The sequence below is a fragment of the Stenotrophomonas sp. P5_B8 genome (assembly GCF_054049855.1).
Genome location: NZ_JBFULO010000076.1, coordinates 1 through 12,994, shown reverse-complemented (window position 1 = coordinate 12,994; position 12,994 = coordinate 1). Strand labels below are relative to the sequence as shown.

The window sequence follows — 12,994 nt, the reverse complement described above, 5'->3', positions numbered from 1 at the left end:
CGTCAATCGTGGAGACAGATCCAGTGACCTTTCATCGTTCTTCGGCGGGAAGCGTGCGGCACGCAAGCGGCTTCACCTTGATCGAGCTGATGGTTGTGGTGGCCATCGTGGCGATCCTGGCAGCGATTGCGTATCCGAGCTACACCCAGCACGTGCTGGCGTCCAAGCGGGGATTGGCCAAGGCAGAAATGGTGGAGTACGCCCAGCGCGCGGAGCGGCATCACACGCTGAACAATAGCTACACATCGTTTACCTTCAGCGAAACGGGAACGAGGACGGTCAATTCGCCACGCACGGGCACGGCTGCCTACACGGTGACCATTACGCCCGCGGCGTCCACCTTCGTGATCACCGCCACACCGGCGGGGCCGCAGGCGCGCGACAAGTGCGGCACGCTGACGGTAAACCAGGCAAACCAGAAGACGCCCGGTACGGTGTCCGGCGTTACCTGCTGGTAGCCGCGTAGGTCCGGCTGTTGCAAGGTCTGATTTGAGCGTCTAGAATGCGCCTCCCCGCCCGAATAGCTCAGCCGGTTAGAGCACTTGACTGTTAATCAGGGGGTCGTTGGTTCGAGTCCAACTTCGGGCGCCAGATCTGAAAAAGCCGCGAGAAGTCGCGGCTTTTTCTTTGCCTGCTGTTCGGGGCAGCAAGGGCGCGGAGTGGTGAAGGATGGCCCTCACCGGTGGTTTTGCGTTTGACGGTGACCTCAGTCCGCGCAGCTTCCGGGCCGATCCAGCGTCTCGGATCGAACCCGCCCGCTGTTGTTAACCACAACACGGCCGTACAAGTGGGCGTTGCGGCAGATGTCCAGCGAGAGGTTGGTTCCATAAGCGCGGCCATTTCCGAGGTAGCGGATGCGGTTGCGGGCGGCGCTTGTCTTTATCCGCCAGGCAGATGGCGGGTGCCATTGCTGATGTTGCAGGATGTCTCCAGCAGCGGCCGGGCCGACAAAACCGGGCCGCACCACGTATACGATCCAGCCGCGACCCCAGTTGGCGGCCGCATCGCATGCCAGCCCGTCACTACTGGGGCAGACGCCGACTTCGCCGTGCCGTCGGATGGCACTTAGCCGTGCGAACGCCAGGTCGCTGCTGAGCAGGTGGCGGACGCTGGAGGCGCGCTGGCGGTACAGCAGTTGACTGAAGTCGGGCAGTGCGATGGCGCATAGCACGGCCAGCACCAGCAACGTTACCATTGCCTGCAGCAAGGTCCAGCCACGCACGCGGGGCTGCGTGGCGCGGTCCTGAAAGGTCATAGCCGTCGTCACGCACTAGGGGAGGGACGTCCAGCCTGAGCCTGCTCAATGGCCCGGGCCATCGGGGGTAGGAGCACCCGGCCGTCGGCCATCCCCTCAGCCGGCCGTCACCATGCCCCCCGGTATACTGGAGGGCCCGGGATTTGGCGGCACCATGAGCGATCGGTTCGAACTTGTATCCCCGTATTCACCGGCAGGCGACCAGCCGGCGGCGATCGAGAAGCTGACGGCCAATTTCGAGGCCGGCGTGGCCAAGCAGACCCTGCTCGGCGTGACCGGCTCGGGCAAGACCTACACCATCGCCAACGTGATCCAGCAGGTGCAGAAGCCGACGCTGATCATGGCGCCGAACAAGACCCTGGCCGCCCAGTTGTACGGCGAGTTCAAATCGTTCTTTCCGCACAACGCGGTCGAATACTTCGTCAGTTACTACGACTACTACCAGCCCGAGGCGTACGTGCCCTCGTCGGACACCTTCATCGAGAAGGACAGTTCGATCAACGAGCACATCGAGCAGATGCGGCTGGCCGCCACCAAGACCCTGCTGTCGCGCCCGGATGCGATCGTGGTGGCCACGGTGTCGGCCATCTACGGCCTGGGCGCGCCGGAAGACTACCTGTCGCTGCGGCTGATCCTGTCCACCGGCGAGCGCATCGACCAGCGCGACCTGATCAACCACCTGACCCAGCTGCAGTTCACCCGCAACGAATACGAGTTGCAGCGCGGCACCTTCCGGGTGCGCGGCGAGGTGATCGATGTGTTCCCGGCCGAGTCGGACAGCGAGGCAGTGCGCATCGAGCTGTTCGACGGCGAGATCGAGCAGATCAGCATGTTTGACCCGCTCACCGGCGAGAGCCTGCGCAAGCTGATGCGTTACACCGTGTATCCCAAGACCCATTACGCCACCACCCGCGAGCGCGTGCTGGCTGCGGTGGAGACGATCAAGGCCGAGCTCACTCCGCGGCTGGAGCAGTTGTACGAACAGAACAAGCTGGTCGAAGCGCAGCGCCTGGCGCAGCGCACCCAGTTCGACCTGGAGATGATGGCCGAGGTCGGTTTCTGCAACGGCATCGAGAATTACTCGCGCCACCTCACCGGCAAGGCGCCGGGCGAGCCGCCGCCGACCCTGTTCGATTACCTGCCGCCGGACGCGCTGCTGGTGATCGACGAATCGCACGTGACCATTCCGCAGATCGGCGCGATGTTCAAGGGCGACCGGTCGCGCAAGGAAACCCTGGTCGAGTTCGGCTTCCGGCTGCCGTCGGCGCTGGACAACCGCCCGCTGCGTTTCGAGGAATGGGAGGCGCGCTGCCCGCGCAGCATCTATGTCTCGGCAACGCCGGGTCCGTACGAGCTGCGCGAGGCCGGTGATGAAATCACCGAGCTGGTGGTGCGTCCGACCGGTCTGATCGATCCGGTGGTGGAGATCCGTCCGGTCGGCACGCAGGTCGACGATCTGATGAGCGAGGTCAACGAACGCATCAAGCTGGGCGACCGCGTGCTGGTCACCACGCTGACCAAGCGCATGGCCGAGAACCTCACCGAATACCTGACCGAGCACGGCATCCGCGTGCGTTACCTGCACTCGGACATCGACACGGTCGAGCGCGTGGAGATCATCCGCGACCTGCGCCTGGGCAAGTTCGATGTGCTGGTCGGCATTAACCTGCTGCGCGAAGGCCTGGACATGCCCGAGGTGTCACTGGTGGCGATCCTGGATGCGGACAAGGAAGGCTTCCTGCGGTCGACCGGCTCGTTGATCCAGACCATTGGCCGCGCCGCCCGGAACCTGCGCGGCAAGGCGATCCTGTATGCCGACAAGATGACGCGCTCGATGCAGGCGGCGATCGACGAGACCGACCGACGCCGTGCCAAGCAGGTGGAATACAACGAACTGCACGGGATCACGCCCAAGTCGGTGCTGCGCCCGATCACCGACGTGCTCGAAGGCGCGCGGTCGGAGGCGGCCGAGAAGGAGGCACGCGGCAAGGGCGGCAAGGGTCGTGGCGGCCGTGTTGCCGAGGAATCGGTGGACTACCGCACCCTCGAACCGGCGCAGATCGCCAAGCGCCTGCAGGCGCTGGAGCAGAAGATGTACCAGCACGCGCGCGACCTGGAGTTCGAGGCGGCGGCCCATGTCCGTGACCAGATCCGGCAGCTGAAGGAAGCCAGCCTCGGCTGAACAACCGATTGTGAAATATCTTCACAAAAGTGTTGCGCTTCCCGGGGGACGTCCGTAATATACGCGGCCTGCACCGACGCATTCGCGGCGACGCAGAAGGAAGAAACGGGCGGTTAGCTCAGCGGTAGAGCACTACCTTGACATGGTAGGGGTCACAGGTTCGAACCCTGTACCGCCCACCACTCCGACCTCACAGAGGTGCGGGTGGAAACGAAGAAGGCCAGCCATCGTGCTGGCCTTTTTGTTTTTCCGGCACCGGAGCGCCTGGGCCAATGATGAGAGGCGGGGCCATACGCCGCTCCGACCGGGGAGTGACCGACGCGCGCATAGTGTCGTGATTGGACTTTTTGGATCGATCCGCCACAGGCGTTCGCTACCGGGTAGCTGCAGCGGGAAGGGTCAGGCGCCGTGCCCGCGCAGGCGCGCCGACATGAGGGCATGGCGCCGCGCCCGTGCCGACAGAGGCCCATCGATATACGTTGTGATAGCGTCTGCTCGCCGATGGATCGAACGTTTTGCCGTCGGAAATGGATAGAAACCTGACCCGTAGGAAGGAGACGAAATGGCAATGCTCAAAGGTCTGACGTTGATAATGGTCGTTGCAGGGGTGGCGGCCGTCCCCGGAAGTGGTCTGATCCCGTCGGCGCTGGCGGCGCCCTGCTGCTCGACCGATCCGCATGGCAGCCAGATCGCGGCGAGGGGTCTGGGCGAAACCGCCCCCTTGGCGCTCAACATCAGCCAGGATTCGACCTGGCGGGCATACGAGTTCAAGCGCGATGGTGTCTGGTATCTGCAGGTCAACGATCAGGCCGGCAGCGTGCGCGCGATCATCGGCAATATCGGTGACACGTTCTGGACCCTGCCCGGAGGCGTGGACGCCGATCGCGTGTCGCTGCCCGGCAACAACCTGGCGATTCCGGCCGGTGCCGTGCGTGAAGTGGTGTACCGCAAGCCGCAGATGTTGCTGGTTGCCTACAACACGGCAGGTGGCGTGATCTGGTCCATCGAAGGTCCCGACGGTTCGCGATAAGTCTGCGGCACATCCACCAGCAGCAGGCGGATACGGTTACGGCGGCAGCCCGCGCTGCCGCCGTAAGCCAGCGTCCGCCCGGCCAGCACGTGCTGCGCGCGCTGGATGACAGCGGCCCCCAAGCGGCGTTTGTGGTCCAGCAACGCCACGGTCATGACAATCCCGGAGACCCCGCCGCGGCGGCCACACCGGACCCTTACCTGCAGGTAGCCGGTCTCATGATCCAGCAGCAAGCTCACCGCATCGGCCAAACTCCGGTACGCGGCCAGTTGCAGCCCCAGGCTCAGGCGGCACGGGTCGCCGTGCAGGCGCGGGCGTGCAATCCGGTCGGTCATGTCCCAGAGCCCGGCCAGGCCGCCTGAGCGCAACGCCACGAATAGCCCGGAGTACTCGATTTCAGTCGGATAGACCATGCTGATCTGCTCGCGGAACAAGCGCGATTGCAGTTGGCTTGCACTGAGCATGTCCAGGGCCGATGCATGCGCGCCACGTTGCTTGAGCAGCGCAGCAGCCCGGAGGAAGGACTGGTCGATATCCTCGCCGATCACACGCATCTGCTGGGCGCGTACGCGTCGTTCCTGTTCACTGGCCAGATGCCCGGTTCTGGCAAAGGTCTCGGCCTGGCCGCGCAGTTTTTCCCTCGCGGCAAAGCGGTGGTAATGGTGGGAGATGGTGGAGCCCAACAGCAGCAACGCCGTGCCGGTCACCGCCAGGATCTGCTGCGCGACGAATGCGGTGGCGTCGAACGAACCCGGACGTCCGGTCATTTCCATGGTCAGTGCCAGGGTCAGGTTGATCGCCGCAAAGCTCACCGCAGCGCCGCGCCAGCCGTACAGACAGGTCAGGCCAACGGCGGGCAGCATCATGGCGATGCGCAGGCTGTTCTTGGCCAGCACCATGTCCTCGCCGCCAGGCAGGTGTGCTGCGGACAGGCCAAGGGCGACGATCACCGACAGCGCGGCTATGGCGGCAGTAGGCCATCGGGAGGTCGCGGCAAACGACACGTGGCGGTGGCGCCACAGCAGCGCCAGTGGCGCAAACAGGAGGATGCCCAGGTAATCGCCGACCATGTAACGCAGCATGCCGGTCCAGGAGACCGCCTCGTGCAGCGTGGGCATCAGCAGGTAGGCCAGTCCTTGGTTGAGCGAGGACACCGCGATCGCCGACAGTGCCGCGATCGACAGCAGCCAGGCCTCACTCTGCGAGGCCAGCCTGCGCTGGTGCCAGTGCACGATCAGAGCCACGGTGGGCATCAGCACCATGGACGCAATGACGACCCACGCCAGGCCGTACTGTCCGATCATCGGGTAGCGCGCCTGGGCGAAGAAAGCGTATTCGCCCAGGATGAGGTAGGGCCACCAGCGGGGCGGGCAAAGCAGAAGGGCCGCCACGCGGATGCCGGCCGGGAGATACATCTGGTCTACCGATGATGCGCGGGCCACGCCATAGGCGAACGCGTAAAGCACTGCCAGCAACACGCCTGCCGGATGGATGCGCAGATTGAGGTGAAACTCCTTTTTCAACCAGCTCAACTGCACGGAGACCTCCGTTCACGTGGGTGCCGCGTCGCCGGCACGGGATGCCGGGGCTGAACGGACACTATCGACGAAACCGCTTCGATGCAACGACGTGGCTGTGAAAACAGTCGGCAACACGTTCTGCGGTCTGAAGCGCGTGAAAGTCGGATTTGATGGAGATCACAATTTCTGCTGCTGATCGCAGACTCCACCGACGCCGCATTCGCCGGCTGACTGATGGTTTAAGTGCGCCATGCAGCCAAGCATGGCGGCATGACCACGTGCGGATCGATGCAGCTTGGCAGCGTTTCCTCTCGACGCCCGCCAACGCAGCCGCTGCCGGTGTTCGGCAAGCTGTGTGCCACGGCGCTGATGCTGGGCGTCTGCGCGACCGCGTTCGCGCCGGTACTGCTGCCCCACTGGGCCGCCGCAGTGATGGCGGGAGCGGGGCTGGTGCTGTGGTGCTGGCCGGGGCGGTGGCGCGGCCTGGGCGCTGCCGTGTTCGGTCTGGGCTGGGCGACGCTGCACGCGCACCTGGCCCTGGCCGCGCAGCTGCCTGCCGATGCGGGGAAGACCGAGTACCTGCTGCGCGGTCGGGTGATCGACCTGCCCACGCACGGCGCGATCGGCACCCGCTTCGTGTTCCGCGTGGACGATGATCCGGCGTTGCCCGTGCGGGTACGCGGCCGTGCGTTTGCCTTGAGCTGGCATGATCGGCCCGGCAGCGGTGCCGACCCACGCCTGCAGCTCCAGGCGGGCGCGCGCTGGACGCTGCAGGCGCGTCTGCGCCCCCCACGTGGGCTGCTCAATCCCGGCGGCTTCGATGCCGAACGGCACGCCGTGCTGCAGCGCCTGGCAGGCAGCGGCAACGTGCATGCACCCGCCGGCGCCCGCCCACTCGGCCCGCCCACCGGGCTGCCGGCGTGGCGCGAGCGGATGGCGGTGGCGATCGCCTCACAGGTGCGCGGTGAGGGCGCGCGCTTCGTGCAGGCGCTGGCGCTCGGCGATACACGTGGACTCACCCAGAGCGATTGGGAGGATCTGCGCGCGCTCGGGCTGACCCATCTGGTGGCAATCTCCGGCTTTCACGTCGGCCTGGTGGCCGGCTTCGCCGCATGGCTGGCCACGCTCGGCTGGCGCCTGTGGCCAGCGTTGGGCCGGCGACTGCCGCGACCGGTGGCGGCAGTCCTCGCCGCCGTGCTGGGGGCGGCGCTGTATGCGGCAGTGGCCGGATTCGCGCTGCCCACGGTGCGCACGGTGTTGATGATCGCCGTGGTTGCTGCCGCACGCTGCGCACGGCGACGGGCAACGGTGGGCCAGGCGCTGGCGTTGGCTGCGCTGGCGGTGCTGCTGGTGGACCCGCTGGCGGTGCTGTCGCCGGGCTTCTGGCTCAGCTTTGCCGGTGTGCTCTGGCTGGTCTGGTGCCTGCCGGGACGCGATCAGCACTGGCTGCGCACGTTCCTGGGCGCGCAGGGCGTGGTCACGCTGGCGCTGTTGCCGCTGACCGTGGCCTTGTTCGGCCAGGCGTCGCGGGCGGGTCCGCTGGTGAATCTGCTGGCAATCCCGTGGTGGAGCCTGGTGGTGGTGCCGCTGGCGCTGATCGGCACCGCGCTGGAGGCCATGCTGGACGGCGCGGGCCGTTGGCCGTGGCAGCTCTCAGCCTGGTGCTTCGACGCCAGCTGGTGKCTGTTCGGCCATGTCGCGCGCAGTGGCCTGGCCCTGTGGTGGGTGCCACAGGCCGACCGCTGGGCGTTGCTGGCGGCGTTGCTGGGCGTGGGTTGGCTACTGCTGCCGCGCGGCTGCGGTGGACGGCTGCCCGCGGGGCTGCTGTGCCTGCCACTGCTGTGGCCGGCGGCGCAGCGGCCCGGGGAGGGGGAGGTGGAGCTGCTGGTGATGGATGTGGGGCAGGGCCTGGCGGTGTGGATACGCACCCGCCACCACCGGCTGCTGTACGACGCCGGGCCGGCCAGCGTCGGCGGCTTCGACGCAGGTGAGCGGGTGGTCGTGCCCACCCTGCACGCGCTCGAGGAAGGCCGGTTGGACCGGCTGCTGCTCAGCCACGGTGATCGCGACCATGCCGGTGGCGCGGCGGCGGTGCAGCGGGCGTTCGGTCAGCCGCCGCTGCTGGCTCCGCAAGGCGCGCGGCCAGGGATCAGCGTGCCGTGCGCCGCAGGGCAGGGCTGGCGGTGGGACGGGGTCGAGTTCCGCTTCCTGCACCCGTCGCCCGTCGCCCGGTACCGGCGCAATGAAAGCAGCTGCGTGCTGCGCATCGGCACGGCCCATGGGGCGATCCTGTTGCCCGGCGACATCGGCGCGTCCAGCGAGGCGCAGCTCCTGGATACCCAGCCAGCTGCCCTGCGTGCCGCGCTGGTGGTGGTACCGCACCATGGCAGTGCCGGTTCTTCCAGTGCGGCCTGGGTGGCAGCGGTGTCGCCCAGGCTGGCGATCGTGTCGGCCGGTCACGGCAACCGCTTCGGCCACCCGCGCGCCGAGGTGGTGGCGCGATGGCGCGGCGCTGGCGCCGAAGTGCTGAACACCGCCGATAGCGGCGCGGTGCGCGCATGGCTCGGTCGTGAAGGCCTGCAGGTGCGTGAACAGCGGGTTTTTCAGCCGCGTTGGTGGGATGCCGCGGAGCGGAGGCGGGCGGCTGCTATTCTATCGGCGGTCAAACAGGCGGCCGATGGGCCGGAGGGTTGAAACGTGTGGGAACTGGTCAAGGCCGGTGGCTGGCCGATGGTGCCGCTGCTGCTGTTGGGCGTACTGGCTTTGGCGATCGTCCTGGAGCGTTTCTGGACCTTGCGGCGTAACGAAGTCCTGCCCCCCGGGCTGGGACAGGAAGTGCGCAACTGGGCCGCACGCGGCAAGCTCGACCCGAGCCACATCCAGTCGCTGCGGGCGAACTCGCCGCTGGGTGCACTGCTGGCCGTCGCGCTGGAAGCGCGCAACCGTCCGCGCGACCAGATCCGCGAGCGCATCGAGGATGCCGGTCGGCACCTGGTGCACCGCATGGAGCGTTTCCTGAACGCCCTGGGCACGATCGCCTCGGCCGGCCCGTTGCTGGGCCTGCTCGGCACGGTGGTCGGCATGATCCAGATGTTCCTGGGCATCCTCGACCACGGCGTGGGCGATGTGAACCAGCTGGCCGGCGGCATCGGCAAGGCGCTGGTGTGCACGGCCACCGGCATGATCGTGGCGATCCCGGCACTCATGTTCCATCGCTATTTCAAGGGCCGCATCGGGGGTTACGTCATCGAGATGGAGCAGGAGGCGAGCGCATTGCTGGACGCGCTCGATGGCCGCCCCGGGGTGATGAACACCGGCGCCCGTGCCCCTGTTGCCGCCCCGGCGGCACCCGTCACGGCCAAGGGCTGACGGATGCGTATCGGCAATGACCGGGCCCAGGACGAGCCGCATATCGATCTGGTCCCCCTGATCGACGTGATCCTCGTCCTGATCATCTTCTTCGTGGTCACCACTACCTTCGACGCGCGCTCCACGCTGCAGCTGCAGCTGCCGACCGCCAGCCAGCAGAGCACGGCCGAGCCGCCGCGCTCGCTGAGCGTGCTGGTCAACGCCGAAGGCCGTTATTTCATCAACGACCAGGAAGTGCTGCGCACCGATGTCGAATCGGTCAAACAGACCATCGCCGCCGTGGCCGGCAGCGATCGGACCCAGACCGTGCTGCTGCGCGCCGACGCACGCACCCCGTACCAGGCCGTTGTGACCGCCCAGGATGCCCTGGGTCAGCTCGGCTTCCGCCGCATCGCCATCGCTACCGCGCCGGAGGTGCGTCCATGAACAAGAAACATGCCCCGGTCTGGCCCATCTACAAGCGCCTGCTCGGCTATACCCACGCCTACTGGACCTTCATGGTGGCCGCGGTCATCGGCATGGTGGTCGAAGCGCTCGCCGGGTACCACTTCAGCAAGCTGATGGAGCCGCTGGTCAACCGGGGCTTCGTCAACCCCGAGCCGCGCATGGCGGTGATCCTGCCGTTGACCATCCTCGGCCTGTTCGTCGCGCGCAGCGCGGCGACCTTCGTCAGCGATTACGCACTGGCCCGGACCGGGCGCAGCGTCGTGCGCGACCTGCGCGAGCAGGTGCTGGAAAAGTACTTGCATCTGCCGTCCTCGCATTTCGACAGCGAGTCCACCCCGGTGATGGTCAGCCGGCTGAATTTCGATACCGAACAGGTCACCCAGGCCAGCGCGGACGCGCTCAAGACCCTCGTCGCCGATACCCTGACCATCATCGCCATGCTGGTGGTGATGCTGCAGATGAGCGTCAAGGTGACCGTGGCGATGCTGGTGGTGGTGCCCCTGATCGGCGTGATCGTCTCCTTCGTGGGCAAGCGCTACCGCCGTATCAGTCGTGGCATCCAGGACGGCATGGGCAGCATGGCGCAGACCGCCGAGCAGTCGCTGGCCGCGCAGCAGGAAGTGAAGGTGCATGGCACCCAGGCGCATGAAATCTCGCGCTATTCGCGCCTGGCCAACCGCATGCTGGGCCTCAACATGAAGGTGGAAACCACCCGCGCGGCGGCTTCCAGCGTGGTCCAGTTCCTGGCTGCGCTGGCGTTGGCGGTCATCGTGTGGGTGTCCACCCGCGAGGCGCTGGCCGGTCGTCTGAACGCCGGCCAGTTCATGGGCCTGATGATCTCGATGACCGCGATCATTCCATCGTTGCGCCGCCTCACCAGCGTGCAGTCGTCGATCGCGCGCGGTGTCTCCGCTGCCGAGCGCCTGTTCTCGATCCTGGACATGCCGGTCGAGCGCGACCAAGGGCAGAAGAAGATCGGCCGCGCGCGTGGCGAACTCAGCTTCGAACACGTGATGCTGCGGTATCGCGAAGACACTGGCGTGGCCCTGGACGACATCAGTTTCGTCGCCAGGCCCGGCACGGTCACCGCCATCGTCGGCCGTTCCGGCAGCGGCAAGACCAGTCTGATCCGGCTGGTGCCGCGCTTCTACGAACCCAGCGGCGGTCGCATCACCCTGGACGGCGTGGCCCTGGACGACTACCCGCTGGCCGACCTGCGTCGGCAGGTGGCCATGGTGGGGCAGAAGGTCATCCTGTTTGACGACTCGGTGGGCGCCAACATCGCCTACGGGATGGATGCCAGCGAGGAACAGATTCGCGCGGCGGCCGAAGCAGCCAATGCGTGGGAGTTCATCGAACGCATGCCGCAGCAGCTGCAGACCCCGGTCGGCGAGAACGGTGCGCTGCTGTCCGGCGGCCAGCGCCAGCGCCTGGCGATCGCACGCGCGATCCTGCGCGACGCGCCGATCCTGATCCTGGACGAAGCCACCGCCGCACTGGACAACGAGTCCGAGCGACTGGTCCAGGACGCGCTGCAGCGCCTCATGCCCGAACGCACCACGCTGGTCATCGCCCACCGCCTGTCCACCATCGAGCATGCCGACCAGGTGCTGGTGATGGACCATGGCCGCATCGTCGAGCGCGGCACCCATGAAGAACTGCTGGCACTGGGTGGCCTGTACGAGCACCTGCACAAGATGCAGTTCCGCGAAAGGCAGCCTTGATGGCGGCCAAGGGCACGCGCACGCCGTCGTACTGGTACGACGGCAGCACCATCCCGTTCCCGGCACGCCTGCTGGCACCGGTGTATGGCGCCGTGATCGCGCTGCGCCGCCTGGCGTATCGGCGGCGCTGGCTGAAGCGGCAGGCATTGCCGGTCCCGGTGATCGTGGTCGGCAACGTCACCGCCGGCGGCACCGGCAAGACCCCGCTGACCATCGCGCTGGTCAACCGCCTGCGCGAGGCCGGCTGGAAACCCGGCGTGGCCAGTCGCGGCTATGGCCGTGAAGAACCCGGCGTGGCGCGCTGGGTCGATGCCGGCACCGCGACCGCCGTGGGCGGCGACGAGCCGGTCCTGATCGCGTGGAAAACCGGCGTGCCGGTGCGCGTGGATGCCGACCGCGTGGCGGCCGGCAGGGCGCTGATCGAGGCCGGCTGCGACGTCATCGTCTGCGACGACGGCCTGCAGCATTACCGGCTGGCGCGGGATATCGAAATCGAAGTGGTCGACGCCCAGCGCCGCTACGGCAATGGCCGCCTGATCCCGGCCGGGCCGTTGCGCGAACCCGCCAGCCGCGCCCAGGACTGCGATTTCCGCGTGGTCAACATGGGCCAGGCCAGCGACGGTATCGCCGCGCAGCCGGCCTGCGGCTTCGGCGAATGGCCGATGCAGCTGCACATCGACAGCGCCCAGCCGCTCAGCGGCGGTCGCGCCCGCAACCTGGTGCATTTCCGCGGCCAGCGCGTGCATGCCGTGGCCGGCATCGCCCACCCGCAGCGCTTCTTCGACATGCTGCGTGCGCATGGCATCGGCGTGGTGCCGCACGCCTTCCCCGACCACCACGCCTATCAGGTATCGGACCTGCGCTTTGGCAGCGAGCTGCCGGTGCTGATGACCGAGAAAGACGCAGTCAAGTGCAAGGTCTTCGCCAACGAATGGCACTTCGCCGTGCCACTGGCGGCTGATCTGCCGGCCGCGTTCTGGGTGAGTCTGCTGGACCGACTGGACAAACTCGGCAAGCGTTGACGGCCGCGCCTGCCTCCCCGTAATCCACGTCACTGCCGAGAGTTTCCGCATGAGCCAATCCGTCGATTTCGTCGTCGCCATTCCGGCCCGTTTCGCCGCCTCGCGCCTGCCCGGCAAGCCGCTGCGCCTGCTCGGCGGCCAGCCGCTGGTGCTGCGTGTTGCGCAGCGCGCGCTGCTGGCCGGCGCGCGCGAGGTGTGGGTGGCCACCGATGACGTGCGCATCGCCGATGCCCTGCAGGGCCTGTCCAGCGTGCGCGTGGCGATGACCTCGGCCGACCACGCCTCCGGTACCGACCGTCTCGCCGAATGCGCGGCCCAGGCCGGCTGGAGCGATGACACGGTGGTGGTCAACCTGCAGGGCGACGAACCGTTCGCGCCGGCCGAGGGCATCCTCGCCGTGGCCGAAGCACTGGTCTGCAGCGGGGCGGAGATGTCGACCCTGGCA

General features: G+C 67.2%; 11 protein-coding genes and 2 tRNA genes. 11 read left to right on the top strand and 2 right to left on the bottom strand.

What is annotated here, in order from left to right; genetic code table 11:
* Positions 1-89 precede the first annotated feature (89 nt).
* Together ACXJKH_RS06590 and ACXJKH_RS06585 are read left to right on the top strand one after the other, a co-directional pair.
* A complete protein-coding gene (locus ACXJKH_RS06590) occupies positions 90-458 on the top strand; it encodes a type IV pilin protein (protein ID WP_457318798.1) in 369 nt (122 codons plus the stop codon).
* 56 nt (positions 459-514) lie between these two features.
* Positions 515-591: transfer RNA gene (locus tag ACXJKH_RS06585), tRNA-Asn, on the top strand.
* Positions 592-706: 115 nt separating this feature from the next.
* Here the strand turns inward: ACXJKH_RS06585 and ACXJKH_RS06580 are convergent.
* On the bottom strand, positions 707-1,255 hold the full coding sequence (locus tag ACXJKH_RS06580; RefSeq protein WP_457318796.1) for a GspH/FimT family pseudopilin: 549 nt from the start codon (positions 1,253-1,255) through the stop codon (positions 707-709).
* 154 nt (positions 1,256-1,409) lie between these two features.
* Here ACXJKH_RS06580 and uvrB point away from each other — a divergent pair, with 154 nt between their 5' ends.
* The 3 genes from uvrB (at position 1,410) to ACXJKH_RS06565 (ending at position 4,467) form a co-directional block, all read left to right on the top strand.
* A complete protein-coding gene (uvrB, locus tag ACXJKH_RS06575; RefSeq protein WP_256776179.1) occupies positions 1,410-3,437 on the top strand; it encodes an excinuclease ABC subunit UvrB in 2,028 nt (675 codons plus the stop codon).
* 107 nt (positions 3,438-3,544) lie between these two features.
* Positions 3,545-3,619 (top strand) — tRNA-Val (locus tag ACXJKH_RS06570).
* A 380-nt stretch (positions 3,620-3,999) separates the two neighbouring features.
* Positions 4,000-4,467: a hypothetical protein gene (locus ACXJKH_RS06565; RefSeq protein WP_457318794.1), complete on the top strand. Its 468-nt coding sequence runs from the start codon at positions 4,000-4,002 to the stop codon at positions 4,465-4,467.
* On the opposite strand, the gene ACXJKH_RS06560 is transcribed toward ACXJKH_RS06565, so the two are convergent.
* Complete coding sequence (locus ACXJKH_RS06560; RefSeq protein ID WP_256776177.1) at positions 4,410-6,005, bottom strand: MASE1 domain-containing protein; 1,596 nt, start codon at positions 6,003-6,005, stop codon at positions 4,410-4,412. The two genes, ACXJKH_RS06565 and ACXJKH_RS06560, sit on opposite strands and share 58 nt — an antisense overlap.
* A 252-nt stretch (positions 6,006-6,257) precedes the next feature.
* Between ACXJKH_RS06560 and ACXJKH_RS06555 the strand changes: the two genes are divergently transcribed.
* The 6 genes from ACXJKH_RS06555 to ACXJKH_RS06530 form a co-directional block, all read left to right on the top strand.
* Positions 6,258-8,681, top strand: coding sequence for a DNA internalization-related competence protein ComEC/Rec2 (locus ACXJKH_RS06555; protein WP_457318792.1), 2,424 nt, complete (start codon positions 6,258-6,260; stop codon positions 8,679-8,681).
* 3 nt (positions 8,682-8,684) lie between these two features.
* A complete protein-coding gene (locus tag ACXJKH_RS06550) occupies positions 8,685-9,356 on the top strand; it encodes a MotA/TolQ/ExbB proton channel family protein (protein WP_256776176.1) in 672 nt (223 codons plus the stop codon).
* A 3-nt stretch (positions 9,357-9,359) separates the two neighbouring features.
* On the top strand, positions 9,360-9,782 hold the full coding sequence (locus tag ACXJKH_RS06545; RefSeq protein WP_457318790.1) for an ExbD/TolR family protein: 423 nt from the start codon (positions 9,360-9,362) through the stop codon (positions 9,780-9,782).
* On the top strand, positions 9,779-11,527 hold the full coding sequence (gene msbA, locus ACXJKH_RS06540) for a lipid A export permease/ATP-binding protein MsbA (RefSeq protein WP_457318789.1): 1,749 nt from the start codon (positions 9,779-9,781) through the stop codon (positions 11,525-11,527). The genes ACXJKH_RS06545 and msbA overlap by 4 nt, the downstream gene beginning before the upstream one ends.
* Positions 11,527-12,549 (top strand): tetraacyldisaccharide 4'-kinase, encoded by a 1,023-nt coding sequence (gene lpxK / locus ACXJKH_RS06535; protein WP_256776173.1) that lies wholly within the window; start codon positions 11,527-11,529, stop codon positions 12,547-12,549. Before msbA ends, lpxK begins: the two co-directional genes overlap by 1 nt.
* A 49-nt stretch (positions 12,550-12,598) precedes the next feature.
* On the top strand, positions 12,599-12,994 hold a 396-nt coding region (locus ACXJKH_RS06530), incomplete at its 3' end, for a cytidylyltransferase domain-containing protein (RefSeq protein WP_457318787.1).